The sequence below is a fragment of the Thalassobaculum sp. OXR-137 genome (assembly GCF_034377285.1).
Classification (GTDB): domain Bacteria; phylum Pseudomonadota; class Alphaproteobacteria; order Thalassobaculales; family Thalassobaculaceae; genus Thalassobaculum.
In genome coordinates this window covers 3,122,687-3,147,507 of the sequence record NZ_CP139715.1, presented here as the reverse complement: position 1 = coordinate 3,147,507, position 24,821 = coordinate 3,122,687, and the positions used below count along the sequence as shown (strand labels likewise).

The 24,821-nt window shown below is 67.4% G+C and carries 23 protein-coding genes; 13 read left to right on the top strand and 10 right to left on the bottom strand.

What is annotated here, in order from left to right:
* The first annotated feature begins 110 nt into the window (after positions 1-110).
* Together T8K17_RS14835 and T8K17_RS14830 are read left to right on the top strand one after the other, a co-directional pair.
* Positions 111-617 carry a hypothetical protein gene (locus T8K17_RS14835; RefSeq protein ID WP_322330512.1) on the top strand — a complete coding sequence of 169 codons (507 nt, stop codon included), beginning with the start codon at positions 111-113 and terminating at the stop codon, positions 615-617.
* A 70-nt stretch (positions 618-687) separates the two neighbouring features.
* Complete coding sequence (locus T8K17_RS14830) at positions 688-1,833, top strand: PQQ-dependent sugar dehydrogenase (protein ID WP_322330511.1); 1,146 nt, start codon at positions 688-690, stop codon at positions 1,831-1,833.
* A gap of 39 nt (positions 1,834-1,872) precedes the next feature.
* On the opposite strand, the gene T8K17_RS14825 is transcribed toward T8K17_RS14830, so the two are convergent.
* Both T8K17_RS14825 and T8K17_RS14820 read right to left on the bottom strand, forming a co-directional pair.
* A complete protein-coding gene (locus T8K17_RS14825) occupies positions 1,873-2,895 on the bottom strand; it encodes a hypothetical protein (RefSeq protein ID WP_322330510.1) in 1,023 nt (340 codons plus the stop codon).
* Between the two features lie 156 nt (positions 2,896-3,051).
* Positions 3,052-3,498, bottom strand: a complete 447-nt coding sequence (locus T8K17_RS14820; RefSeq protein WP_322330509.1) for a MarR family winged helix-turn-helix transcriptional regulator — start codon at positions 3,496-3,498, stop codon at positions 3,052-3,054.
* A 101-nt stretch (positions 3,499-3,599) separates the two neighbouring features.
* On the opposite strand from T8K17_RS14820, the gene T8K17_RS14815 reads away from it, so the two are divergent.
* Positions 3,600-4,829, top strand: a complete 1,230-nt coding sequence (locus T8K17_RS14815; protein ID WP_322330508.1) for an MFS transporter — start codon at positions 3,600-3,602, stop codon at positions 4,827-4,829.
* A gap of 83 nt (positions 4,830-4,912) precedes the next feature.
* Positions 4,913-5,815, top strand: coding sequence for a lauroyl acyltransferase (locus T8K17_RS14810; protein ID WP_322330507.1), 903 nt, complete (start codon positions 4,913-4,915; stop codon positions 5,813-5,815).
* 15 nt (positions 5,816-5,830) lie between these two features.
* Here the strand turns inward: T8K17_RS14810 and T8K17_RS14805 are convergent, their stop codons facing one another.
* Together T8K17_RS14805 and T8K17_RS14800 are read right to left on the bottom strand one after the other, a co-directional pair.
* On the bottom strand, positions 5,831-7,537 hold the full coding sequence (locus T8K17_RS14805; RefSeq protein ID WP_322330506.1) for an ABC transporter ATP-binding protein: 1,707 nt from the start codon (positions 7,535-7,537) through the stop codon (positions 5,831-5,833).
* Positions 7,538-7,684: 147 nt separating this feature from the next.
* The gene (locus T8K17_RS14800) at positions 7,685-8,752 is read right to left on the bottom strand and encodes a helix-turn-helix domain-containing protein (protein WP_322330505.1); all 1,068 of its coding nucleotides are present in this window, start codon (positions 8,750-8,752) and stop codon (positions 7,685-7,687) included.
* Between the two features lie 171 nt (positions 8,753-8,923).
* Between T8K17_RS14800 and T8K17_RS14795 the strand changes: the two genes are divergently transcribed.
* The 4 genes from T8K17_RS14795 to T8K17_RS14780 all read left to right on the top strand — a co-directional run bounded on the left by T8K17_RS14795 (position 8,924) and on the right by T8K17_RS14780 (position 11,745).
* Positions 8,924-9,607: a fused DSP-PTPase phosphatase/NAD kinase-like protein gene (locus T8K17_RS14795; RefSeq protein WP_322330504.1), complete on the top strand. Its 684-nt coding sequence runs from the start codon at positions 8,924-8,926 to the stop codon at positions 9,605-9,607.
* Between the two features lie 10 nt (positions 9,608-9,617).
* On the top strand, positions 9,618-10,475 hold the full coding sequence (locus T8K17_RS14790) for an AraC family transcriptional regulator (protein WP_322330503.1): 858 nt from the start codon (positions 9,618-9,620) through the stop codon (positions 10,473-10,475).
* Positions 10,476-10,575: 100 nt separating this feature from the next.
* The gene (locus tag T8K17_RS14785) at positions 10,576-10,983 is read left to right on the top strand and encodes a DUF2000 family protein (RefSeq protein ID WP_322330502.1); all 408 of its coding nucleotides are present in this window, start codon (positions 10,576-10,578) and stop codon (positions 10,981-10,983) included.
* Positions 10,984-11,163: 180 nt separating this feature from the next.
* Complete coding sequence (locus T8K17_RS14780; RefSeq protein WP_322330501.1) at positions 11,164-11,745, top strand: PRC-barrel domain-containing protein; 582 nt, start codon at positions 11,164-11,166, stop codon at positions 11,743-11,745.
* A gap of 73 nt (positions 11,746-11,818) precedes the next feature.
* On the opposite strand, the gene T8K17_RS14775 is transcribed toward T8K17_RS14780, so the two are convergent.
* Positions 11,819-12,445, bottom strand: coding sequence for a glutathione S-transferase family protein (locus T8K17_RS14775; RefSeq protein ID WP_322330500.1), 627 nt, complete (start codon positions 12,443-12,445; stop codon positions 11,819-11,821).
* Positions 12,446-12,617: 172 nt separating this feature from the next.
* Between T8K17_RS14775 and T8K17_RS14770 the strand changes: the two genes are divergently transcribed.
* Entirely contained in the window at positions 12,618-12,950 is a 333-nt protein-coding gene (locus T8K17_RS14770) for a DMT family transporter (protein WP_322334965.1), read from the top strand.
* Between the two features lie 6 nt (positions 12,951-12,956).
* On the opposite strand, the gene T8K17_RS14765 is transcribed toward T8K17_RS14770, so the two are convergent.
* From T8K17_RS14765 to T8K17_RS14755, 3 genes are all read right to left on the bottom strand, one after another.
* On the bottom strand, positions 12,957-13,430 hold the full coding sequence (locus T8K17_RS14765; protein WP_322330499.1) for a PAS domain-containing protein: 474 nt from the start codon (positions 13,428-13,430) through the stop codon (positions 12,957-12,959).
* A gap of 120 nt (positions 13,431-13,550) precedes the next feature.
* Positions 13,551-14,531, bottom strand: a complete 981-nt coding sequence (locus T8K17_RS14760; RefSeq protein ID WP_322330498.1) for a DUF1176 domain-containing protein — start codon at positions 14,529-14,531, stop codon at positions 13,551-13,553.
* A 4-nt stretch (positions 14,532-14,535) separates the two neighbouring features.
* A complete protein-coding gene (locus tag T8K17_RS14755) occupies positions 14,536-16,872 on the bottom strand; it encodes a xanthine dehydrogenase family protein molybdopterin-binding subunit (protein ID WP_322330497.1) in 2,337 nt (778 codons plus the stop codon).
* 188 nt (positions 16,873-17,060) lie between these two features.
* On the opposite strand from T8K17_RS14755, the gene T8K17_RS14750 reads away from it, so the two are divergent.
* Complete coding sequence (locus T8K17_RS14750; protein WP_322330496.1) at positions 17,061-18,014, top strand: DMT family transporter; 954 nt, start codon at positions 17,061-17,063, stop codon at positions 18,012-18,014.
* On the opposite strand, the gene T8K17_RS14745 is transcribed toward T8K17_RS14750, so the two are convergent.
* Complete coding sequence (locus T8K17_RS14745; protein WP_322330495.1) at positions 18,011-19,339, bottom strand: hypothetical protein; 1,329 nt, start codon at positions 19,337-19,339, stop codon at positions 18,011-18,013. The two genes, T8K17_RS14750 and T8K17_RS14745, sit on opposite strands and share 4 nt — an antisense overlap.
* Before the next feature lie 88 nt (positions 19,340-19,427).
* Between T8K17_RS14745 and T8K17_RS14740 the strand changes: the two genes are divergently transcribed.
* Complete coding sequence (locus T8K17_RS14740; RefSeq protein ID WP_322330494.1) at positions 19,428-20,222, top strand: SDR family NAD(P)-dependent oxidoreductase; 795 nt, start codon at positions 19,428-19,430, stop codon at positions 20,220-20,222.
* A 57-nt stretch (positions 20,223-20,279) separates the two neighbouring features.
* Here the strand turns inward: T8K17_RS14740 and T8K17_RS14735 are convergent, their stop codons facing one another.
* A complete protein-coding gene (locus T8K17_RS14735; RefSeq protein WP_322330493.1) occupies positions 20,280-21,224 on the bottom strand; it encodes an IS110 family transposase in 945 nt (314 codons plus the stop codon).
* 281 nt (positions 21,225-21,505) lie between these two features.
* Between T8K17_RS14735 and hutH the strand changes: the two genes are divergently transcribed.
* Complete coding sequence (hutH, locus tag T8K17_RS14730; RefSeq protein ID WP_322330492.1) at positions 21,506-23,029, top strand: histidine ammonia-lyase; 1,524 nt, start codon at positions 21,506-21,508, stop codon at positions 23,027-23,029.
* A 31-nt stretch (positions 23,030-23,060) separates the two neighbouring features.
* A complete protein-coding gene (gene hutU, locus T8K17_RS14725; protein WP_322330491.1) occupies positions 23,061-24,731 on the top strand; it encodes a urocanate hydratase in 1,671 nt (556 codons plus the stop codon).
* Positions 24,732-24,821: the final 90 nt, after the last annotated feature.

Here is a 24,821-nt window from a genome sequence, read left to right as displayed (position 1 = left end):
GCCCAGATCGCGTGATAATTGTATCACATGCGGCGTGGCAAACTTCGGCGCCGGTCTGGGGGCCATCAGGTATTCAGTTGGTTCCTGCCCCAGGTCTGGAGGATCGGCACATGGCGAACTTCGAACTCAGCGTGGACCCGGAATCCCCCGATAACCTTTATGGCGTGCGCAACGTCTCCGCCCAGTTCGTGGGCGAGGTCCGCATCTTTCTCGGCGAGGTCCTGAACGAATTTTCCGACCTGCTTGTAGAGACGCTGATCCGCCCGCTTTCCGACCTGTATGAGGCCAGCGGACCGGCCTTCACCTCCTGCCAGAACTGGTGTCACGACATGCCGGTGGCGCATATCGATGGCCACGATCTTCGACCCCGGAGCCTGAACCGGAAGCTGAAGGTCGTGAATTACTGGTACCAACGCTTAATCGGCGCAGTGCGGCAGCCGGCAAACGTGCTCATGCCCTCGCGTCGCACCGTTCTCGGCCCGATCCTTCGGCGGTTGTTTGAGGTCCTGAACTCACTGCTGAAGAGCCTGCTGAGCGCGGTACCCGCCGGCGGGGCGGTTGTGGAACTCAAGGAAATGTTCGAAGGGGCGGTCGATGATCTGACCGACATGAGCTAGCAGGCGTTGACCGGGGGCAGTGGCCCCCCACCTCTCCTTCAGACCCGTTGTCTGGCCGAGAGGACCCATCATGCTCCCGACCCGTTCGCTGTTGCTCGCCCTTCCCCTTCTGGCGGCCCTTCCCGGTCTGGCCGACGCCCAGGAGACCGAACGGGCCCAGGCCTGCGCCCTGACGGCGGAGACCCGGGTGTCCGATCTCGCCCACCCCTGGGGCGTCACCTTCCTGCCGGACGGCATGACGGTCATCACCGAGCGGGACGGCGTCCTGTGGTTGGCCGATCCGTCGACCGGGTCGAAATCGGAAATCGCGGGCGCGCCGCGGGTGAGGGCGGCCGGCCAGGGCGGGCTGCTCGACGTCGTGGCCCATCCCGATTTCGCCCAGAACCGCCGGCTCTATTTCTCCTATTCGGAACCGCGCAGCGACGGGTTGACCGGAACCGCGATCGCCCACGGCACCCTCTCCTCCGACGGCAGCCGGCTATCTGAGGTCACCCAGATCTTCTCCATGGCACCGGCGACGAACACGACCCGGCATTTCGGATCCCGCATCGTGTTCAAGGGCGACGGCACCCTTTGGTTCACCATCGGCGATCGCGGCGACAGGCCGCGGGCGCAGAATCCCGACGACCATGCCGGCTCGGTGCTGCGGATCGCCGAAGACGGCAGCATCCCGACCGACAATCCGTTCGCCGACGGACGGGGTGGCGCCCGCGAGCTCTGGTCCTTCGGCCACCGCAACGCGCAGGGAGCCGCCCGCCATCCCGAGACCGGCGCGCTTTGGATCGTCGAGCACGGCGCGCGGGGCGGCGACGAGATCAACCGGCCGGAAGCGGGAAAGAACTACGGCTGGCCGACGATCTCCTACGGCCGGCACTATCACGGCGGCCAGATCGGGGTCGGCACGTCGGCGGACGGTATGGAGCAGCCTGTCTATTACTGGGATCCGTCGATCGCCCCGTCCGGTCTCGCCTTCGTGCAGGGCGATCTGTTCCCGGCCTGGCGCGGCGACCTGCTGGTCGGCGCGCTGAAGGACCGGATGCTGGTGCGCCTGGACATGGAGAACGGCGACGTGGCCGCAGAGGAGCGGCTGTTCAAGGGCCGCTTCGGGCGGGTGCGCGACGTCCGCATGGGACCGGATGGCGCAATTTGGTTGCTGACCGACGAAAGCGACGGCGCGCTCATCCGCATCGCCCCTGCTGACGGGGTGTGCGGCTGACGCGCCGCGCTTCCTGATCGGCTCCCGCCGCGCAGGTTGTTACTGCGCGGCGATGACGGCGACCTGATTCAGGAACGAGTTGTCCGCCAATCGCGCGGCGTCCAGCGTCTCGCCGATATGGCTGACGGCGATCATGTTCCCGGAGGCGTGCGGGAAGAACGTCAGGACTTCGTAGGCGGCCGTGCCGTTACCGACATCGGAGCAGGAAAGCTCCACATGGGGCAGCACCGTCTGGGTTCCGGGCAACAGCCGCAGATCCGCCTCCGAGGTGAGCTGAGCCTTGCAGCTCGGCGCCTTCAGCTTGACCAGTTCGGCGCGCAGCTCCTCCTCGCTGTGATTCCCGCCGACGGACTGAACCAGCCCCAGGCCACGGTCGATGCGCCACACCAGGGCGGCGTTCCAACGCTTCATCGCCTGGTCGACATCCTTGGGAATCGCGAACTGGTCCTGGGGAAGATCCTTCAGAACCCGCCAGGCGAAGGGCTGGGGCGCCAGCTTGAACAGGTCCTGACCGCGAACCTTGGCCACCTTTTCGCGGGCCTCCGCGACCTTCTTGCCATCCTGCATGCCGGACTTCACCTGCCGGACGCAATCCTCCATGACCGCGAACGCCTTCGAGGTGCCCTTCAGGGGAAACTTGAGGGTCCCGAAGAAGCCGGAGATTGTGGCGACACTGCCGGCCTTGAACGCCTGAACCAACTCAGGACGGTCCTGCAGGACCGTGCCGAGGGTGTCCTTGCTGACCACCTGGAAGGCGCCGCTGACCTCGGGCAGGTTGTCGATCTTGATGGAGACCTTGGCGGCCTGACCCGGCTCCAACGTCCAGGTCTTGTTGATCAGGTAGACTTCGTACGCGCCGTTCGCAGCCAGCCCGAAGCCCAGATCCGTATCGCCTTCATACTCTCCGACGATGGCACATCGTTGGAACTGGCCCTCCTTGGAAATGTAGGCGTCGCCTGTCCAGATCCCGCTCTTGAAAGCGGCCGATGCGTCCTGGACGGCAGAGAAGGTCAGTGCAGCAGCGACAGCAGCAGCCGTCGCAAAGGTACGAATAGCGGTCATTCATCGGCTCCCGGCCGGTGGCGATGCCCCTGCCCTAGCGCGTAACGGGGCCCGGGCTCAAGGGTTGCCCGACAGAACCGCAAAATCGTGACGGATCTAGGGCAGCGCAAGGGGTCGCGGCAACGACGCCCCGCACATGCGGCGAGATCTCGCCGGTTACTGCTGCTGCTGCGCCTCCACGGCGGCAACGGTCTGGACGAGCACGTCCTGCAAGGCGGCGGTCACGTCACCGCCGGCGCGCTGCCGCAATGCCAGTTCCGCTTCCCGCCAGTGCGGCCGCGCCGCCTCCAGCATCTCCCGGCCGCTCGGCGTCAGTTCCACCGAGCGTGTGCGCTTGTCCGGCCCGGGAGCCAGCCGGACCCAGCCGACGTCCCGCAGGAGCGAGAGATTCCGCGTCAGCGTCGTCCGGTCCAGTTCCAGCCGGTCGGACAGGTCCGTCACCGAGGACTGACCGGCCCTGGCAATGCAGGACAGCAGACTGTATTGCGTGACCTTGAGCCCCGTATCCTTCAGGGCGTCGTCGTAATACTGGGTCAGACGCCGCGCCACCCGGCGCACCATGGAACAGGTACAGGCCAAACCGGCATCGTCTCGAGGGTCCATCGATGCACCTGCGTTGACAATTACGTGCAACTACACGAGTGTAACTGCACGGATCATATCACACCCCTCGTTTCCGGCCAACCACCCTCCCGGAGTCAGCCATGTCGTCCCTCGCCTCCCCCTCCTCTTCGAGCTGGCGCACGCCGATCGTGGTGATCGTCGCCGGCTGTCTGATCGCGATGATCGGGTTCGGCATCCGCTCGGCCTTCGGTCTGTTTCTGGAGCCCATGACCCTGGCCAAGGGATGGGACCGCGAGACGTTCGGCCTGGCGATGGCGATCCAGAACCTGCTCTGGGGCATCGGCGTGCCGGTGGCCGGGATGATCGCCGACAAGTTCGGCCCCTCGCGGGTGCTGGCGGTCGGCGCGGTGGTCTACACGGTCGGCGTCTGGGGCATGGCGACGGCCGACAGTTCGTTCGAGCTTTACCTGTTCGGCGGCGTGCTGACCGGCCTGGGTGTCGCCTTCACCGCCTTCTCGCTGGCGATGGCGGCGATGGCCAAGGTGGTCGGCCCGGAGCGGCGCTCGCTGGCGCTGGGCCTGGGAACCGCGGCCGGCTCGTTCGGACAGGTGGTGTTCTCGCCCCTGGGGCAGAGCTTCATCACGGTCTACGGCTGGGAGAGCGCCCTGCTGATGCTGGCGGCCTCGGCGCTGTTCATCATTCCGCTCGCCTTCATCCTGCCGTCGAACACCGCCGCCAAGGGCGAGGTGCCGAGCAACCAGACCTTCCGCCAGGCGATGGCGGAGGCCGGCGCCCATCGCGGCTATATCCTGCTGACGATCGGCTTCTTCGTCTGCGGCTTCCACGTGGCCTTCATCACCGTGCACTTCCCCTCCTACGTGCGCGATCTCGGCCTCGACCCGGCCGTCGGCGCCTATGCGCTCGCCCTGGTCGGGCTGTGCAACATCGTCGGCTCCTTCGCTTCCGGCATCGCCGGCCAGCGCTGGAGCAAGAAGTACGGCCTGTGCACGATCTACTTCGCCCGGGCCCTGGTCATCACCGCGCTGCTACTGGCACCGAAGACCGAGCTGACGATCTACCTGTTCGCCGGCGCGATGGGCGTGCTGTGGCTGTCGACCGTCCCGCTGACCACCGGCATCGTCGCCCAGGTCTTCGGCGTCCGCTACATGGCGACCCTGTTCGGCTTCGTCTTCCTCAGCCACCAGCTCGGCTCCTTCGCCGGCATCTGGCTGGGCGGCTATCTGTACGACACGACCGGGTCCTATGACGGGGTGTGGTGGGCCGGCGTCGCCCTTGGCCTCGCCGCGGCGGTCATCCACCTGCCGATCAACGAGAAGCCGCTCGCCCGTCTCGCGCCGGTCACCGCGTAAGGCCCGATTGGGCTAAGGCTCGTCTGGGCTAAGGCTCATACGGGGCTGGACAAATCCGACATGGACGGTGGATACCACCGTCCATGTCCAACCCGCGCAAGATCCCCCTGACCAAACGCCTGTCCTGGGTCCTGGAGGCGGTCGGCGCGCTCGCCGCATACGGCATCCTGCGCATCCTGCCGATCGACGCGGCGTCGGCCCTCGGTGCTGCGATCCTGTCGCGGATCGGCCCGATGCTGCGGCTCCACAAGGTCGCCCGCACCAACCTGGAACGGGCCTTCCCGGAGAAGAGCGCCGAGGAGATCGCCCGCATCCTGCACGGCATGTGGCGCAATCTCGGCCGCACCGCCGGCGAGTTCGCCCATATCCGCACCTTGCAGCGGGAGATGGACCGGCGGGTCGAGATCGTCGGCGCCGAGCACGCCCTGGCGGCGATGCGGGCCGGCGGGCCGGCGATCTACGTCTCCGGCCATATCGCCAACTGGGAGCTGATGCTGCTGGCCGCCGCCCATGTGGGGCTGGTGATGGACGGCGTCTACCGCGCCCCGGACAATCCGCTGATCGCCTCGCTCTACGACAAGCGGAAGTCGCATCCCGACGCCGCCCTCTTCCCGAAGGGCAGCGCCGGCGCCCGCGGGGTGATGGACGCCCTGAAGCGTGGCCGGCCGCTCGGCCTGCTGATCGATCAGAAGATGAATGACGGGATCGAGGCCCGGTTCTTCGGCCGCCGGGCGATGACCACCCCGGCCTTCGCCCAGCTCGCCCGCCGCTTCGACTGCCCGATCGTCGCGGTGCGGGTCGAGCGGCTAGAGGGCGCGCGCTTCCGGGTGACCGCCTTCGAGGGTGTGAAGGTCCCGCGCGACGGCAAGCCGTCCGACGACGTCGCCGCCACGGTGCAGCGCTTCAACGATCTGCTGGAAAGCTGGATCCGCGAGCGGCCGGAGCAATGGCTCTGGGTGCACAGGCGTTGGCCGAAGGGGGAGTAAAGCCCCGGCCTGCCCTCACGCCGCGCTCTGGGGCTCCCGGAACTGCAGGGCGTGCAGGCGGGCGTAGGTCCCGCCGCGCTCGACCAGCGCGTGGTGGTCACCGCTTTCCACCACCCGCCCGGCCTCGAAGGCATGGATCAGGTCGGCGCCCTGCACCGTCGACAGGCGGTGGGCGATGACCAGGGTCGTGCGTCCCTTCATCAGCCGGGCGAGCGCCGCCTGGATCTGCCGTTCGGACTCGGTGTCCAAAGCGCTGGTCGCCTCGTCCAGCAGCAGGATCGGCGCGTCCTTCAGGATCGCCCGAGCGATGGCGATGCGCTGGCGCTGGCCGCCGGACAGCTTGGTGCCGTGCTCGCCGACCCGGGTCGCGTAGCCGTCCGGCAAGGCGGAGATGAAGTCATGGGCCGCCGCCGCCTCGGCCGCCGCGCGAAGCTCCTCGTCGTTGGCGTCCGGCCGGCCGAAGCGGATGTTCTCCGCCACCGTGTCGTCGAACAGCACGATCTCCTGGCTGACCAGCGCCACGGCATCGCGCAGGCTCGCCAGGGTGAGCCCGCGCACGTCGGTGCCGGCGATGGTCACCGACCCGCTCTCCACGTCGAAGAACCGGGGAATGAGGTTGAGCACCGTGCTCTTGCCCGCCCCGCTGGGACCGACCAGGGCCGTGACCTTGCCGGCGGGCGCCACCAGATCGATCCCGGCCAGCGCCTCGGTGCCGTCGGCATAACGGAACCGCACGTCGTGCAGCGCCACTTCCGCCGGCTCCCGCGGCAGGGCTTTGGCGTCCGGCGCCTCGGCGATCTCGGACTTGCGGTCGAGCAGCACGAACAGCCGTTCGGCCGCCGCCAGCCCTTCCTGCAGCGTGGTGCTCACCTTCCCCAGGCCGCGCAGCGGCTGGTAGGCCATCAGCACGGCGGCGATGAAGGAGAAGAAGGCGCCGGGCGTCGTCGCCCCCTCGATCACCCGATAACCGCCATAGACGATGACCGCCGCCACGGCGATCCCGCCGAACACGTCGACGATGGGCTGCACCGCCGCGCGGACCCGTCCCTGGCGATAGGTGAGCGCGTAGATCTCCTCGACGATCGCGCCGATGCGCTTCGTCTCCGCCCGCTCCATGGCATAGGCCTTGATGACCCGGATGCCCTGGAACGCCTGCCCGAGCAGGGTGGTCAGCTCGCCCATCCGCGCCTGGGCGTCGCCGGAAACCCGGCGCATGCGCTTGCCCAACTTCTGGATCGGCACCACGGTCAGCGGCGCCACCAGCAGCGCGATCAGCGACAGCAGCCAGTCCTGATAGACCATCACGCCGACCAGGAAGATCACCGACAATCCGTCGCGCACCAGGCCGACGATGGCGTTGGAAACCGCCTGGCGCAGCGCCTGGACGTCATAGGTGAAATGGGAAATCAGCCCGCCCGTCGCCCGGCTCTGGAACAGGGCCACGTCCTGGTCGAGCAGATGGCCGAACAGGCGAAGCTGGACGTCGGCGACGATCCGCTGGCCGACCCGGGCCAGGAGGGAGTCCTGGAAATACGCCGCTGCCGATTTCAGGACGAAGGTGACGATCACCGCACCGCCGACCAGCCACAGGGTGGAGCGGTCCTGTTCCACGAAGACCTTGTTTACCACCGGATCCATCAGCCAGGCGGTCGCCGCCGTGGTGGCGGCGACGATGGCCATGGCAATGGAGGCCACGGCAAGCCAGCCGGCATGAGGTCGCACGAACGCATCCCACAGCCGGCGCAACAACGGTCGGGTACGGGCATCGTTGAGCGGAATTCGGGTCTTCTCGGGTTTCGGCTCTGCCATCGGCCTCCTGATACACGATCCGGCGACGGCGTGCATCCACCCAGGGGGACGGCTTTCGGATCAAGCGGACGCCACGCGGGACGTTCCGAGCTCGCGCGCCCATTGGTGCATCAGATCGGCATCGGAAGATCCGGGCGATCCGACCGACGGTCTCGTCGACCCGCCATCGGCCAGACGGCTTCGGGCGGCCTCGCGGACTTCGCTGGGTGACATGCCGAAATACTGGCGGAACAACGCCGTCAGATGACTTGGGTTTTCGAGCGCGAAGTCCAGGGCGACCTCGTAGATCCGACGGTGCATCTGATGCGGCAAACTCAGCGCGCGGAAACAGGCCATCAGCCGGCGGCGCTGGATATAGGCGACCACGCCGCCCTCGCCCTGGAACAGCCGGTAGAGGGTCGGCCGGGAAATCTTAAACGCCTGGCAGAGCTTCGGCGTGCCAAGTGTGGGGTCGCCGAGATGCGCGTCGATGTATCGTCGCAGCACCGCCCGCGTCCCCTCGCGCGCCACCGACGAGCCCATATCGTCGCTGCTCAACAGGCTCTCCAGCAGGCCGAACATGGCGTCTGTCAGTAACGGCGCATCCTTCATGGTGGCGTGGGGCAGCGCTTTGTGTAGCGACGCCAGGAAATCGCCGACGATCCGGTGCGCCGCGCTCGCCGGCGCGAAGATCGGCCCCACAGCCGACAGCAGGGCGGGAAGCCGGTCTGTCAGCACCTCCCGCGGCAGGACCAGGGAAACAACCTCGGCCGCACCGGATACCGCGTCCACCTGGTACCCCAGATTGACCGCCGTGATCGTTCCCGGCCGCTGCTCGAACTGGCGGCCGCCATTGGTGACGTGATTGCGGCCGCTCAGATAGGTCTGCAGCACCACATGGTCAGCATCGTCATGCCGGCGCGCCCAGTCCGCGTCGCGCAGATATCGCTGCTGGGACGCCTTCGTGCTCAGGAGCAGAAAACTGCCGACATGGTGTTGGATCACTTCCGGAAGCACCGGAGGAGAGCGCGGGTCAACCAGGGGAATCGTGTCGAAATACCCCTCGATTCCCCGACGCCAATACTGAAACAGCTCCTCGTTGGGGAGCGAGCCGGCCCGCAGTTGGAGCGAAGGCACCTTGGCGGTCATTTTCCGGACGTTGTATGTGGATTAAGGACTTGGGGGATCCTTTCCATCCGAGCGCAGAGCGTCAACCCGTCATCGCTGATTTGCAGCAGGGCCACCGGAGCCTCATCGTCCGGCCCTTAACCGCGACAGCGGACGCTTCCCGCTTCGGCGTGCCTGTGCTAGCCAGCGGCCATGGTCGACCTGCCGAAGATTGCCGACATGCCGGATGCCCTCGACGCCGCTGCCCGTCGTGCGGCGTGGTGGAACCTCATGCTGGTCGATCACGGCTTCCTGCGCGCCGTCTTTCTGAACAAGCGCAAGGTGGACGACGATCTCTGGCGCGCCGCCCAGCCGAGCCCGGTGCATCTGCGCAAGGCGAAGGCGGACGGGTTCAAAACCATCCTGAACCTGCGGGGCCCGCGCAACGACGGCCCCTATACCCTGGAGCGCGAGGCCTGCGCCGAGCTCGGCCTCACCCTGGTCGACTTCCCGATCCGCTCGCGCTCCGCCCTCGACAAGCCCACCCTGCTCGCCGCCATCGACATCTGGAAGACGCTCGAATATCCGGTGCTGATGCACTGCAAGTCCGGCGCCGACCGCACCGGCTTCATGGCGACCCTGTATCTCTGGCAGCACAAGGGCGTGCCGCTGCGTCAGGCGATGAATCACCTGTCCCTGCGCTACGGCCATATCCGCCAGGCGAAGACCGGGGTCATCGACTTCTTCTACGAGCAGTACCTGAAGGCGGAAGCGGAGACCGGCATCGGTTTCCGCACGTGGGTGGAGACGGTCTACGACCGCGATGTCCTGAACGCCGCGTTCAAGGAGAACTGGGCGGCGAAGATCCTGGTCGACAGGATCCTGCGGCGGGAGTGACACTGGCGTCATGACCCTCACAAAGGCGCCGGACTTCCTGGCCTATGACCGCGACGACGTCCTCGGCGTCGACGTGTTGCAGGCCGCGTTCTCCGGTCCCGCCTTCGAGCGCCACGCCCATGGGACCTACGCCATCGGCCTGACCATGCGCGGGCTGCAGCGGTTCAATCACCGCGGCCGCCGCCATACCAGCACGCCGGGGCGGATCATCGCCTTCAACCCGGGCGACCCCCATGACGGCGAGGCGGCCGACGAGAGCGGCTTCGCCTACTGGATGCTGTACCCCGACGCCGGGGTCTGGGAACGCGTTCTGGAAGACGCCACCGGCCGGGCCGACGCGCCGTTCTTCACCGATACGCTGCTGAACGACCCCACCATCGCCCGGATCTTCGCCGCCACCATGCCGGCATTGCAGGCACGGGCCACCGGCGGCGGCGCGGGGCTGCGGGACAGCCTGTCGGCGCAGAGCCGGCTGGAGATGCTGCTGCTGGCCCTGGCGGTCCGCCATGGACGGGCCCGGCTGCCGCAGCACGCCCATCGCGACGGGGACGGCACGACGGTCGCGCGCATCCGGGAGATCCTGCACGCCGAATTCGACCGCGACATCCGCCTGGACGACCTCGCCCGCGAGACCGGACGCAGCCGCTTCCAGGTCAATCGGGTGTTCCAGGCGGCGACCGGCATGCCGCCGCACCGCTACCTCACCAACATCCGCCTGGAGCAGGCCCGTTCCCTGCTGGCAGCGGGGGAAAGCCCGGCCGAGGTGGCGGTCGCCGTGGGCTTCGCCGACCAGAGCCACCTGTCGCGCCGCTTCAAGGCCGCCTACGGGGTGACGCCCGGCCGGTTCCAGGCGGTCTACCTGCCCTGACGGTCGCGGCCCGGCGACGGCGCGGCGCACAAACGTTCAATCGCCGCCTGTCCGGCTTCGGCAAGCTGCGCAAATCATTCACCGGAGCCGCAGCCGCACCATGCACGACACCAAGATCTCCATCGCCGTCCGCGAGGACCTGGCCACCTGGCAGAAACTGAACGTTGTCGCCTTCCTGGCGAGCGCCATCGCCGCCCGCTACCCGGATGCCATCGGCGAGACCTATCGGGACGCCGACGGCCAGACCTACCTGCCGATCCTGGGGCAACCGGTTCTCATCCTGGCCGGTGCCGCCGATGCCCTCGCCAAGGCCCACCGCCGCGGCCTGGAGCGGGGTCTGGACCTCGCCGTGTATTCGGAAGGGATGTTCAAAACCGGCAACGATACCGACAACCGGGCCGTGGTCGCCGACCTGCCCACCGACGGCCTCGCCCTTGTCGGGGTGGCGACGCGCGGAGACCGCAAAGATGTCGATAAAGCCTTTAAGGGTCTGAAATTACACGAATAACGGAGGTTTCATCCGCGATGTGGGCACAAAAATCGAAAGGTTTTATGCCGAAGGACGGAACCGCTTCCCAGGCGTGACGTTTACCCCACGAGCGGCCGGCCAGCCCCCCGAGTTCCCCCGAACCGGTCGGCCGCGACACTCTCACACGACGCCTCGCTAGAGGTTAACTGGAGGTAAGTTATGAAACGCAACGCCCTAACCCTGAGCCTGATCGCTGGCGCTTCCCTGATGGCGCTCGCCAGCAGCCCGGCGATCGCCGGGTCGACGTCTGTGGAAACCAATGCCAACGGTACCGTCAAGACCGACCACATCAAGGCGGACGGCCAGACCGGCACTGAGATCAAGAAGGACATGAACAAGGCCGGCGAGGTCGTCAAGGACACCGCCACTGCCGTGGGCACCGCCGCGACCACTGCCGCTACGGCCACCGAGACCAAGATCCGCGAGCTTTTCGCCGGCAGCAAGATCGACGAGATCGAAGGCACCGCGGTGCGTGATGCCAACGGCGAGTCCGTTGGTGAGATCGACGAGGTCGTCCGCGGCAAGACCGACGGCGTCCTGTACTTCGTGACCGATGTCGGCGGTTTCCTGGGTCTGGGCGAGCGTGAGGTTGCCATCCCGGCCAGCCAGTTCACCCGCGCCGACGACCACCTGATCCTGAACAACGCCACCAAGGCCGAGCTCGAGTCCCGTGAGCAGTTCAGCGAAGACCGCTACATCGAGGTCGAGGTCAACGCCGACGGCACGATCGTCGCCGACTAACCAAAACCGACCGGCTCAAAAGAGGCGGCCGCCCGAAAGGGCGGCCGTTTTCTTTTGTCCCGACACCTCCGACTCACGCGTCGGCCGGGATCTCCATGCCGCGCTGCACCGCAGGGCGCGCCATCAGCGCGTCGAACCAGCGCTTAACGTTCGGATAGTCGGACAGGTCGACTTTCTGCCACTCGTTGCGGGCGATCCACGGCAGCAGGGCGATATCGGCGATCGAGTACTCGTTGTTGGCGACGTAATCGACGCCCTCCAGCCGGGCGTTCAGCACGCCGTAGAGCCGGCGGCATTCCTTGCCGTAGCGCTCCTTGCCGTAGGGCACGTCGACCTTCGCGGCCCGCTCGAAATGGTGCACCTGGCCGAAGATCGGTCCGACGCCGCCCATCTGCCACATCAGCCACTGGATGACCTCGTACCGCTTGGCGGTGTCCTGGGGCATCAGCTTGCCCGACTTCTCCGCCAGATACATCAGGATCGCCCCGGACTCGATGACCGTGTACGGCTTGCCGTCCGGCCCGTCGGTATCGACGATCGCCGGGATCTTCGAGTTCGGGTTGACGGCGATGTATTCCGGCGTGAACTGGACGTCCTGGCCGATCGGGATCGGATGCACGTTATACGGCATCCCGATCTCCTCGAGCATGATGGACGCCTTGCGCCCGTTCGAGGTCTTCCAGGTGTAGAGTTCGATCATTTCGCTTCCCCCTTTGAGCTCGGTGGTGTTCGGAAACTGTCGAGCTGGACCCTAATCGAGTTGGGGCGGAGTGCAAATCCGCGAAAGCCGCCCCGGTGGCCTGCCCGTCCGCCATTGGCTACAAGGTGTGGGCATCGCCCCGGCCGCTGCGCGTCTCCCTGGAGGTCCCGTGATCAAGATCTACCTGCTGCTGCTGTTGTCCATCGTCGCCGAAGTGATCGGGACGACGGCGCTAGCCCGGTCCGAAGGGTTCACCCGCCTGGTCCCGAGCGTGATAACGGTGGTCGGCTATGCGATCGCCTTCTATTGCCTGTCCTTCCCTCTCAAGGTGATGCCGACCGGCGTGGTCTACGCGATCTGGTCGGGGCTGGGGATCGTGCTGATCAGCCTCGTAGCCTGGCTCTGGTTCAAGCAGTCGCTCGACTTCGCCGCCCTGCTCGGCCTCGGCTTCATCATCGCCGGGGTGATCATCGTCAACGTCTTCTCCAAGACGGTGAGCCACTGACCGCAGTCAAATCTCGAAATTGAAGCCCTGGAGGATCATTGCGACGGTGCCCTCCACTCCGATAAGGGGCATGTCGATCGACTCCGCTGCGACATAGGGCTTATGCGAGTGAGCCATGTGACCGAACATCCGCAGCGGACGCCGGCCGTCAACGACTTGCTGGAAATGCTGACACAGGCGTGCCCAGTAGATCGTGTCGTAGACCTCGTCGAGATAGCGGCCGGTCGCATCGCGTCCAACGGCTTCGGTCACGTGGACGCCCAGCAGCCGGAATCGCAGGCGGAAGGGGGCCGGCTCTACGTCGAGCAGCACCACGCGTCCGCCGAACCCCATGAGCTCCTCGGCCGAGAAGTCGTCCCGCTTCGGCACCCCGAGGGCGCCGCCTCGGCTCTCCCAGAGCTGCAGAAGCCGTTGCAGCTCCGGTGACTGCAACGTGTTGGTGTGGTCGACCTGCCACCAGCCATCGATCGGTGTCGGCATCCCCTGCCCCCCTTTGGCGTATCACACGCCAACGCCCCAGCATGGATCACAAGCCAGGAGGCAAAAAGATACAAGCAGTCTAAAAGTCTACGTGAATTTTCCTGTCCCGGCCGCTGCGCGTTACTGCCGCTCCACCGTGATCGTGTCCGCCGCCGCGTCCCAGCCGACCCGGAGCCGGTCGCAGAGCGCGTCGTCGATCGCCAGGGTGGCCGTGCCCTCGAATTCCAGCGTGGCAGCCGGTTGGCACAGGGCGACCTGGCTGTCGTCGGCCACCGGCAGATCCGACGACCGCAGCGTACCGCCCTGCTCCCGCACCAGGTGATAGCTGGTCCGTTCGGTGTCCCAGTTCCGGCTGTAGCCGCCGATCCACTGCTCTTCCACCCCGTCGGCGTCGAGATCGCCCCGGACGATGGCGTGGCCCATCCAGTCGACCCGCGGCCAGCGAAGCATGGCGGCACTCAGGAGCGCGGCCGCCCTGCCGTCGGTGACGGCCGGAGCATAATCGTCCAGCACCTGCTGAGGGACCAACGGCCAGGCGGCCGGCTCGACCCACTCGCCGTCGCAGGCGAATTTCGCGCGGTATTCCTCGATCCGCACCATGGCGCCGGTGAGATCGTAGGTGACCTGCTCGCCGCAATCGCCGACGCCCCGGCCCTTGTAGAACAGGGAGATCCGGCCGTCGGTGACGTCGCCGGCGACGCCGATGAGCCAGGGCTGGTAGGCGATATAGGCCCAGGGCGTCTCCTCGCCCTCCCGCCACGAGGGAAAGGCCAGCAGAGTGGAGGTCAGCGCCCCGTCCCGCTCCTCGATCCGCAGCGCCACCTCTGTCGACTGGTAGGCGTGATGCTCGCACAGCGCGATGGCGAGCCAGGTTCCCTCCCCCAGCGGCGAGACCCAGACATTCTCGTCGGGGGCGCCTTGCAGCAGATCCTGGCGGGAGACGGTGCAGGGCTCCGGCAGGGTCAGCAGGCCGGCGGCGTGAAGCGACTGGGGCGTCGGGCCGTCGGCATGGGCGGAAGCGGCGGCGGACAGGGCCGCGGCCGCAAAAGCAAGACGGCGGCCCCACAGGGAGGCCGCCGCCACAATGTCAAGCGTGCGCAAGTGCTTACGCCGCTTTCCGCTTCGCCGAGTGGATCAGGTTCCAGATCACCAGCGGCGTCGCCGGCATGTCGATATGGGTGATGCCGGTGGTCTCGTGCAGGGCGTCCACCAGGGCGCTGATCACCGCCGGCGGGGCGCCGATGGCACCCGCCTCACCCGACCCCTTGATGCCGAGGGGGTTGGTGGTGCAGCGGACGTTGTGCAGGTTGAAGTCGAACATCGGCACCAGATCGGCGCGCGGCATGCCGTAATCCATGAACGAGCCGGTCACGAGCTGGCCGGAGCCCTCCTCGTAGACGGTGTGCTCGGTCAGGGCCTGGCCGACGCCCTGGACGATGCCGCCATGGACCTGACCGGCGAGCATCAGCGGATTGATGGTCTCGCCGAAGTCGTCGACGATCGTATAGCGCTCGATCTCGACGGTGCCTGTGTCCGGATCGACCTCAAGCTCGACGATGTGGCAGCCGTTCGGATAGGTGGCCGCCTCCGGGGTGCGCTTGTGGCTGTCGTCCAGGCCGGGGGTCATGCCCTCGTCGAGGTTGGCCGCGTCCTTGGCTGCCTTGGCGACGTCCATGATGGTCATGGACTTGTCGGTGCCGGCCACGGTGAAGACGCCGTCGGAGAACTCGATGTCCGCGGCCGCCGCCTCCATGGCGTTGGCGGCGATCTTCTTGCCCTTCTCGACGATCTGACGGCCCGCCAGCAGCACCGCGGCACCGCCGACCGGCACCGAGCGCGACCCGCCGGTCATGCCCGGCGGCACGGTGTCGGTGTCGCCCTGGATGACCTTGATGGCATCGCCTTCCACACCAATCGTGTCGGACAGGATCTGGGCATAGGCGGTCTCGTGGCCCTGGCCGTTCGACTGGGTGCCGATGCGGATCTCGACCTTGCCCTCGTCGGTGAAGCGGACGTCCGCCGTCTCCGGGCTGCCGCCGCCGCACTTCTCGATGTAGTAGCCCATGCCGATGCCGCGCAGCTTGCCGCGGGAAGCAGCCTCCTTGCGGCGCTCCTCGAACGAGGCCCAGTCGGACTTCGCCATGCACTCTTCCATGAGCGTCTGGAACTCGCCGCTGTCATACACGTTGCCGAGCGGCGTGGTGTAGGGCATCGCCTCGGACGGAATGAAGTTGCGGCGGCGCACCTCGTCGGGGGTGAGGCCCATCTCCTGGCCGACCACGTCGACCACGCGCTCGATCAGATAGGCGGCCTCCGGACGGCCGGCGCCGCGATAGGCGTCGGTCGGCGTCGTGTTGTTCAGCACGCCCAGCACGTTCACGTAGACATGCGGGATCTTGTAGACGCCCGACAGCATGTGGGTGCCGGCGTTAGTCGGGATGAACGCGCCCATGTGGTGCAGGTAGCCGCCCAGCGCCGCGAAGGTCTTCACGCGCAGCGCCTGGATCACACCGTCGGCATCGACCGCCGCCTCGGCATAGGAGATGTTGTCGCGGCCCTGGGCGTCGGTCATGAACGCCTCGGAGCGGTCCGGCAGGTTGCGCACGGCCCGCTTCAGCTTGCGCGAGGCCCAGGTGCAGAGCGCCTGCTCCGGATACAGGAAGATCTTCATGCCGAAGCCGCCGCCGACATCGGTGGTGCGGCAGCGCAGCTTGGTCGGATCCAGGTTCAGGACCTTCTCCGCCAGCAAGGTCTGGAAGACGTGCGGGCCCTGGGAGGAGGACCACAGGGTGGAGCGGTCGGTCTCCGGATCGTACTCGGCGACGACCGGCCGGACCTCCATGGAGTTCACGACGATGCGGTTGTTGACGATCCGCACCTGAACGTTCTTGTGGGCCTTGTCGAAGGCGGAATCGACCGCCGCCTTATCGCCGCTCTCCCAGTCGAAGGCGATGTTGTTCGGGATGTGGTCGAAGAGCTGCGGCGCGCCGTCCGCGGTGGCGCCCTCGGTGTCGACCGTGGCGTCCAGCTCCTCGAAGTCGAACTCGATCAGCTCGGCGGCGTCGCGGGCCTGGATGGCGGTCTCGGCGATGACGAAGGCCACCGGCTCGCCCACATGGCGGACCTTGCCGACCGCCAGGATCGGGCGCGGCGTGTCGGCCCGCGGGGTGCCGTCGCGGTTGGTCACCGGCGGAACGCAGGGCAGATCGCCCAGGCCGTCAGCCTTCACGTCCTCGCCGGTATAGACGGCGACGACGCCGGGCGCGTCCTTGGCGGCCGAAGTATCGATGGACTTGATCACCGCATGGGCAACGGGCGAGCGCAGAACGTAGGACGACAGCACGCCCTCGACCTGGATGTCGTCGGTATACAAGCCGGTGCCCTTGAGCAGCCGGTTGTCCTCCACGCGCTTCACGCCTTGTCCGATTGCGAACTTCACCATGTCGCCTGTCTCCGCTGCACATTGGTTTGAAGGGCCGGCCCGGCGGGGCAACCCAAGTTGTCTGTTGGATCGATGACCCCTGGTGGCCCGTCGATACGTGCGCGCATCCTAGAAACCCTGCCCGCTCGCACTCAAGGCCGAATTCAGCTAGCAATGAGTTAGATACACTTCACCGGATGACCATCCCCGTGTCCAGTTCCTCCCCGAACGAGGCGCCGATCGATCCGGCGCCGCCGAGCCTGTCGGCACCGCAGCCCCCCGCCCCCGGCTCCTCCACGCCGCTGGCCGTGGCGCTGCTGGCCATGCTGGCCGTGCTGTGGGGCTTCAACTGGCCGATCATGAAGGTGGGGCTGGCCGAGGTACCGCCCTGGGTGTTCCGCGGGTCGGCCAGCGTGGTGTCCGGCTTCGGGCTGTTCGCGGTGGCCCTGATCGGCGGCCATTCGCTGAAGATCCCGCGCGACAAATGGCGCCCCCTGTTCCTGTCGGGGATGCTGAACATGGCGCTGTGGAACATCCTGGTCTTGTATGGAATCGACCTGATGGATGCCGGCCGCGCCGGGATCCTCGCCTATACCATGCCGCTCTGGGCGACCCTGGTCGGCGCCTTCGTCCTGAAGGACCGGCTCGGCATCCGGGCGATCTGCGGTCTGGCGCTCGGGCTCGCCGGCATGGCGCTGCTGTTTTCGGTCGACGCCAAGTCCCTGGCCGGCCCGCCGCTCGGCCCGATCCTGGTCGTCGTCGCAGCGTTCTGCTGGGGGGCCGGCACGGTGGTGGTGAAGCATGCCGGCTTCACCCAGCCGGTGACCGTGGTCTGCGGCTGGCAGCACCTGATCGGCGTGGTTCCGGTGCTGGTGATCGCGGTGTTCTGGGATCTCGACAACATGGGCGAGGTCACGCTCTGGCCGGCCATGTCGGTGCTCTACAACATGACGATCACTGGCATCCTCTGCTACTGGGCCTATTTCAAGGTGGTGTCGCTGCTGCCGGTGGTGGCCTCGACGGTGGGTACGCTGATGGTCCCGGTGGTCGGAGTCTTCGCCAACGCGCTGATCTTCGGCGTGCGGCCGCAATGGGTGGACTACGCCGCCCTACTCTGCGTCGCGGCGGCGGTGTTCCTGGTCATGACCCGGCGCACGCGCTAGCCGGTCATCACCGCATTCAGCAGCGTCAACACCGTCATGGTGAAGACGAAGAACACCCCGACGTAGATCAGGTTCGGCCCGAGCGCGAGCGTGATCGGCCGGACGCCGAACAGCCGTCCCGCCGTCACCACGGTCAGTGAGCTGATCGAGCTCATCGCCCCCATGCCCCAGCCGAACAGCATCGCCGTCATCAACGGCAGATGAGCCACCGGCAAGTCGCTGCTGGTCACCGCCACCATCATCACCGTGCCGGTGATCATCGGGTGCACGCCCAGGATGGCGAACAGCACCATCGACCCCGCCACCGCCGAGAACACCGCCCAGGTCGGCAGGTGCGAGCCGATCCACGGCGCCACCACGTCGAGGATCGGCGGTGCGGTCTCCGCCAGCGTGCCCAGCACCAGCGAGGTGGAGACGATCAGCAGATCGTCGCCCATGGTCGACATCGCCCCCTTGGTATCCTCGTAGACCTCGGAGATGCGGTGCGGCTGCTGGATCAGGTGGATGGCGCAGAGCACCGGCATCACCATCAGGACCGCCCCCAGGGTGGTGATCGGGAAGATCTGGGAGCCGGCGATCACCAGCCCGCCGACCACGACCATCAGCAGCCCGATCGGGGCGAGGCAGGCGAGCCCCTGTCGCACCGCGTCGAAGCTCAGCGGCCGGGCGAAGATCAGCAGCGAGATGACCAGCCCGCAGATCGCCATCGATCCGCCGAGCAGGAAGGCCTGCCAGACCGGAACTTCCGGGACATAGGTGTAGACGACGGCGAACCCGACCAGGAATGGCGAGTACAGCGCCACCGTGTTCATCCCCCGCAGGGACGCCAGCGCCGAGAACCAGCGCTGCTTCTCGTCGGCGCCGTCGGGAATGACCGACGCCATGAAGGCGAAGGACCCGGTGTTCAGCACCGCGCCGAAGGCATGGGCGCCGAACAGCAGGCCGATCCCCGACAGCCGCTCCGGCAGCGAGGCGATGCGGTGCTGGGCGGTGCGGACCGCCGGCAGGCCGCGGGCCACGGTCCGGGTCATCGCCAGCGTCGGCAGCATGCCGGCGAAGATCAGCGTGCGGTCGAGACCACGCAGCATCTCGCCCGCATCGGCCCCGGCCCAGATCAGCAGCACGCCGAGGCTCGCGATCAGCGCGAACACGGCAAGCGTCTCCCGGCGCGCGTCCAGCAGGGACAGCACGACGACTGCGCCGAGGCTGCTCGCCGCGACGGTATGGAGCCAGTCGATATCGACCCAGAGCAGGACCAGAGCGGCCAGCCAGATCGCCAGAAGGACGGGCGGGCGCCAGCGCCGGTTCAAAGCGGAGATTGTCATCGCAGAGACGGTCGCTCAAAGTTTTGTGCAATGCAACGGACCAACAAGCCGCAGTCAGGCGGCGGTACCGCACATGGGGAGGACGGCAATGGCCGGTAGGCTGACAGGTAAACGCGCCCTGGTGATGGGGGCCGGATCTTCGGGTCCCGGCTGGGGCAACGGCAAGGCGACGGCGGTCCTGTTCGCCCGCGAGGGGGCGAGGGTGGTCTGCGCCGATGTAAACGGGGACGCGGCCGAGGAAACTGTCGCCATCATCCGCGACGAGGGCGGGGACGCCGTGGCCGAGACCTGCGACGTCACCGTCTCCGATCAGGTCGCAGGAGTCGTCGCCCGGATTATGGAGCGCTGGGGCGGGATCGACATCCTCCACAACAATGTGGGCATCGCCAAGATGGGCGGGCCGGTGGAATTGTCGCAGGAGGACTGGCACCGGGTGATGGACGTGAACCTCACCGGCGTGTTCCTCGCCTGCAAGCACGTGCTGCCGCATATGCTCGCGGCCGGCCGGGGCGCGATCGTCAACGTCTCCTCGATCGCCGGCGTCCGCTATGTGGGCTATCCCTATGCCAGCTATTACGCGTCCAAGGGCGGGCTGAACCAGCTCACGGTCGGGCTGGCCCTGCAATACGCCGCTCAGGGAATCCGCGCGAATGTGATCATGCCGGGCCTGATGGACACGCCGCTGATCCGTACCCAGATCGCCGGGCAGTATGCCGACATCGACGCCATGATCCGCGAGCGGGATGCGAAATCGCCGACGGGCAAGATGGGCGACGCCTGGGACGTGGCCCACGCCGCCCTGTTCCTCGCCAGCGACGAGGCGAAATACATCAACGGGGTCTGCCTGCCCGTGGATGGCGGGCATCACATGAAGCTGGGGTAATCCTCCGCCCCCTTCTTCCCCCGTCATCCTGACGCACGTCAGCGACTGTGATCTTGGTCAAGCGACTTGCCATGGCTTTTGATCTCTGACGATGGCGTTGAGGATGGTAAGCAGCTTTCTGGCGACGGCGATGAGGGCGACCATCTTGGGCTTTCCTGCAGCGATCAGTCTGGCGTGGAAGGCCTTGAGGGTAGGGTTGTAGCGCGCGCCGACCATGGCTGCGACGAACAGGGCGGTGCGTACGCTCGCGCGTCCGCCGCCGATGAAGGCTTTGCCGCGCCAAGTTCCCGATTGGCGCGTCCACGGTGCCAGCCCCGCCAGGGAGGCGATCTGGCGCCGGTCCAGTCGGCCGAGTTCGGGCAGATCGGCGAGCAGGGTGCGGGCGGTGGCCGGACCGATGCCGGGCACGCTGCGCAGCAGATCCTCCTGTGCCTGCCAGACCGGCGAGCCGCGGACCTGGTCGTCGATCTCGCGGTCGACCTCGTTCAGTTCCTTCTCCAGGGCCGTGATCAGACGCAGGATCGAGCGCCGCACCCGCGGTTCCGTGAGGCGGCTCTGACGCTGGCGCTCGGCGGCGATCATCGACACGATCTGCCGTCGCCGGGCCACCAGATCGGCCAGCAGGCGGCCGGACGCATCGGGCAATGCGCGCGGCTCAGGCCGGGTCGCCGCCAGGAACCGGGCGATCATCTCCGCATCGATCGGATCGGTCTTCGCCCGACGTCCCAGCGCCTGGGCGAAGGCCCGGATCTGGCGCGGATTGACCACGACGACCGGCAAGCCCGCCCCGGCCAGACCCGCCGCCACCACCGTCTCGAAGCCGCCCGTCGCCTCGACCCCCACCAGCGTTGCTCCCAGCGCTCCAAGACGCTCGGCCAACGCTGCAATCCCAGCGCCGTCACGCGGCACCGCCTCACATTCGCCCGGCCCTTGCGCGCCGAGCAGGATATGAACATCCAGACGGCTCTTGGAGACGTCGATACCCACGATCACCTGGTCCATCGCTACCCTGCCTTGCCTAAACGGGCTCGCCATATGGCGGCCCCGGCGACTGTTCGGGTTCGAGGGATGAACGGTGGATGGGCAACCTTGCTGACGTTCGGGCTCGCACGCTCCAGGACGACTCGGCGTCCCATCCACCACCGCTTCCGAAACTCTACCAGAAGCGGAAGACGATAAGTTACAAGGATGACGGGGGAAATCGGGATCTTATTTGTATATACATAATAGCCGAACGACCGTATTCTCCCCTCACGACGCACCTGTGAGCGCTGGAGGCAGGCATGACGATCACGCTGGTTCCCGGTGAGGCCACCCTCGATACGCTGGAGCGGATCTGGCGCAGCGACGCGCCCATCGTCCTCGACCCCGCCGCCCGCCCCGGTGTGGAGGCAGCCGCCGCGCTGGTCCGCAAGGCGGCATCGGAGGACGCGGCGGTCTACGGCGTCAATACCGGCTTCGGCAAGCTGGCCACGGTGAAGATCAAGCCGGCCGACACCGCCACCCTGCAGCGCAACCTGATCCTCAGCCATTGCTGCGGCGTCGGCGACACGCTCGATCCCGCCACCACCCGGCTGATGATGGCGCTGAAGTTGCTGTCGCTCGGCCGCGGTGCGTCCGGCGTGCCGTGGAGCACCGTCCGGCTCATCCAGGACATGCTCGGCGCCGGCGTCCTGCCCGTCGTGCCCGACCAGGGCTCCGTCGGCGCGTCCGGCGACCTCGCCCCGCTGGCGCATATGGCCGCCGCGATGATCGGCGAAGGCACTGCCACCTACGACGGCGAGGTCCTGCCCGCCGCCGAGGCGATGAAGCGGGCCGGGCTCGCGCCCATCGTGCTCGGGCCGAAGGAAGGGCTGGCGCTGATCAACGGCACCCAGTTCTCCACGGCCCTCGCCCTCACCGGCCTGTTCCGCGCCTGGCGCAACGCCCGCGCGGCGGTGGTCTCTTCCTCGCTCTCGACGGACGCGATCATGGGCTCCACCGCCCCGCTGGTCGACGCGATCCACACCCTGCGCGGCCATCGCGGCCAGATCGACGTCGCCCGCGCCCAGGCCTTCCTGATGGCCGGCAGCGAGATCCGGGAGAGCCACCGCGAGGGCGACACCCGAGTCCAGGATCCCTACTGCATCCGCTGCCAGGCCCAGGTGACCGGTGCGGCGGTCGACCTGCTGCGCTTCGCCGGGCGCACCCTGGAGATCGAGGCCAATGCCGTCACCGACAACCCGCTGGTGCTGGTCGAGGAAGGGATGATCGTCTCCGGCGGCAACTTCCACGCCGAGCCGGTGGGCTTCGCCGCCGACCAGATCGCACTCGCCGTCGCCGAGATCGGCGCCATCGCCCAGCGCCGGGTGGCCCTGATGGTCGACCCGACCCTCAGCTTCGACCTGCCACCCTTCCTGACCCCCGATCCGGGGCTCAATTCGGGGCTGATGATCGCCGAGGTCACGACCGCGGCGCTGATGAGCGAGAACAAGCACATGGCCAATCCGTGCACCACGGATTCCACGCCGACCTCCGCCAATCAGGAGGACCATGTGAGCATGGCCGCCCATGGCGCGCGGCGGCTGGCCAAGATGAACGCCAACCTGAACGTCATCCTCGGCGTCGAGCTGATGTGCGCCGCCCAGGGCATCGAGTTCCGCGCGCCGCTGACCACCAGTCCGGCGCTGGCCGAGACCATGCGGCGGGTCCGCGCCAGGATTCCGGCGATCGTCGAGGATCGGCTGCTGGCCCCCGATATTGACGCCGCCGCCGCCCTGGTCGCCGACGGCGTCCTCACCGACGCCGTCGACCTTCCCGTCACCTGACCCGCCCTCACCCGACCTCGGAGGTGCTGCCATGACCAACGCCCGCCACAACATCCGCGACGTCTTCCCCGCCACAGGCACCGAGATCACCGCCAAGTCCTGGCTGACCGAGGCGCCGATGCGGATGCTGATGAACAACCTGCATCCCGACGTGGCCGAGAACCCGCACGAGCTGGTGGTCTATGGCGGCATCGGCCGGGCGGCGCGCACCTGGGAGGATTTCGACCGGATCGTCGCCAGCCTGAAGAGCCTGGAAGAGGACGAGACCCTGCTGGTGCAGTCGGGCAAGCCGGTCGGGATCTTCCGCACCCATGCCGACGCGCCGCGCGTGCTGATCGCCAACTCGAACATCGTGCCCCATTGGGCGACCTGGGATCACTTCAACGATCTCGATCGCAAGGGACTGATGATGTACGGCCAGATGACGGCCGGATCCTGGATCTACATCGGCTCCCAGGGGATCGTGCAGGGCACCTACGAGACTTTCGCCGAGGCCGGCCGTCAACACTACGGCGGCGACCTCACCGGCCGCTGGATCCTGACCGCCGGGCTCGGCGGCATGGGCGGCGCGCAGCCGCTGGCCGCCGTCTTCGCCGGGGCCTGCTGTCTGGCGGTCGAATGCGACGAGACCCGCGCCGATTTCCGGCTGCGCACCCGCTACGTGGACGAGAAGACCCACTCGTTGGACGAGGCGCTGGCGATGATCGAGCGCTGGACCAAGGCCGGCGAGGCCAAGTCCGTCGCCCTGATCGGCAACGCCGGCGACGTGTTTCCGGAACTGGTCCGGCGCGGCGTGAAGCCGGACATCGTCACCGACCAGACCAGCGCCCACGATCCGATCAACGGCTACCTGCCCAAAGGATGGTCCGTCGCCGAGTGGCGCTCCAAGCGCGAAACCGCGCCCAAGGAAGTGGAAAAGGCTGCCCGCGCCTCCATGAAGGAGCATGTCGCGGCGATGGTCGACTTCTGGAACGCCGGGGTACCGACCCTCGACTACGGCAACAACATCCGCCAGGTGGCGCTGGAGGAAGGGTTGGAGAACGCCTTCGCCTTCCCCGGCTTCGTGCCGGCCTATATCCGCCCGCTGTTCTGCCGCGGCATCGGCCCGTTCCGCTGGTGCGCCCTGTCCGGCGATCCGGAGGACATCTACAAGACCGACGCCAAGGTGAAGGAGTTGACCGACGATCCGCACCTGCACCAGTGGCTCGACATGGCCCGCGAGCGGATCAGCTTTCAGGGTCTGCCCGCCCGGATCTGCTGGGTCGGGCTGGGCGTGCGCCACAAGCTCGGCCTCGCCTTCAACGAGATGGTGCGCAGCGGCGAGCTGAAGGCACCGGTGGTGATCGGCCGCGATCACCTGGACAGCGGCTCCGTCGCCAGCCCGAACCGGGAGACCGAGTCGATGAAGGACGGCAGCGACGCGGTCTCCGACTGGCCGCTGCTGAACGCCCTGCTGAACACCGCGTCGGGAGCGACCTGGGTCAGCCTGCACCATGGCGGCGGCGTCGGGATCGGCTTCAGCCAGCACGCCGGCATGGTGATCTGCTGCGACGGCACCGAGGCGGCCGACCGGCGGCTGGAGCGCGTGCTCTGGAACGATCCGGCCAGCGGCGTCATGCGCCACGCCGATGCGGGCTACGAGATTGCGGTCGAGTGCGCGCGGGAGCACCAGCTCAAGCTGCCCGGGATTCTTGGCGACTAGCCGGGACAGCGCCGGAACGTGTTCGGGGAAGGTTAGGAGGGCGTTGGAATTTCACCCGACCCCTCCCCGTCATCCTTTTGAGAAAACGAC

Bases quoted from the DNA above. Each gene is read 5' to 3' on its own strand.
- T8K17_RS14835 (WP_322330512.1), top strand. From the start codon at position 111: ATGGCGAACTTCGAACTCAGCGTGGACCCGGAATCCCCCGATAACCTT.
- T8K17_RS14830 (WP_322330511.1), top strand. From the start codon at position 688: ATGCTCCCGACCCGTTCGCTGTTGCTCGCCCTTCCCCTTCTGGCGGCC.
- T8K17_RS14825 (WP_322330510.1), bottom strand. From the start codon at position 2,895: ATGACCGCTATTCGTACCTTTGCGACGGCTGCTGCTGTCGCTGCTGCA.
- T8K17_RS14820 (WP_322330509.1), bottom strand. From the start codon at position 3,498: ATGGACCCTCGAGACGATGCCGGTTTGGCCTGTACCTGTTCCATGGTG.
- T8K17_RS14815 (WP_322330508.1), top strand. From the start codon at position 3,600: ATGTCGTCCCTCGCCTCCCCCTCCTCTTCGAGCTGGCGCACGCCGATC.
- T8K17_RS14810 (WP_322330507.1), top strand. From the start codon at position 4,913: ATGTCCAACCCGCGCAAGATCCCCCTGACCAAACGCCTGTCCTGGGTC.
- T8K17_RS14800 (WP_322330505.1), bottom strand. From the start codon at position 8,752: ATGACCGCCAAGGTGCCTTCGCTCCAACTGCGGGCCGGCTCGCTCCCC.
- T8K17_RS14795 (WP_322330504.1), top strand. From the start codon at position 8,924: ATGGTCGACCTGCCGAAGATTGCCGACATGCCGGATGCCCTCGACGCC.
- T8K17_RS14790 (WP_322330503.1), top strand. From the start codon at position 9,618: ATGACCCTCACAAAGGCGCCGGACTTCCTGGCCTATGACCGCGACGAC.
- T8K17_RS14785 (WP_322330502.1), top strand. From the start codon at position 10,576: ATGCACGACACCAAGATCTCCATCGCCGTCCGCGAGGACCTGGCCACC.
- T8K17_RS14780 (WP_322330501.1), top strand. From the start codon at position 11,164: ATGAAACGCAACGCCCTAACCCTGAGCCTGATCGCTGGCGCTTCCCTG.
- T8K17_RS14775 (WP_322330500.1), bottom strand. From the start codon at position 12,445: ATGATCGAACTCTACACCTGGAAGACCTCGAACGGGCGCAAGGCGTCC.
- T8K17_RS14765 (WP_322330499.1), bottom strand. From the start codon at position 13,430: ATGCCGACACCGATCGATGGCTGGTGGCAGGTCGACCACACCAACACG.
- T8K17_RS14755 (WP_322330497.1), bottom strand. From the start codon at position 16,872: ATGGTGAAGTTCGCAATCGGACAAGGCGTGAAGCGCGTGGAGGACAAC.
- T8K17_RS14745 (WP_322330495.1), bottom strand. From the start codon at position 19,339: ATGACAATCTCCGCTTTGAACCGGCGCTGGCGCCCGCCCGTCCTTCTG.
- T8K17_RS14740 (WP_322330494.1), top strand. From the start codon at position 19,428: ATGGCCGGTAGGCTGACAGGTAAACGCGCCCTGGTGATGGGGGCCGGA.
- T8K17_RS14735 (WP_322330493.1), bottom strand. From the start codon at position 21,224: ATGGACCAGGTGATCGTGGGTATCGACGTCTCCAAGAGCCGTCTGGAT.
- hutH (WP_322330492.1), top strand. From the start codon at position 21,506: ATGACGATCACGCTGGTTCCCGGTGAGGCCACCCTCGATACGCTGGAG.
- hutU (WP_322330491.1), top strand. From the start codon at position 23,061: ATGACCAACGCCCGCCACAACATCCGCGACGTCTTCCCCGCCACAGGC.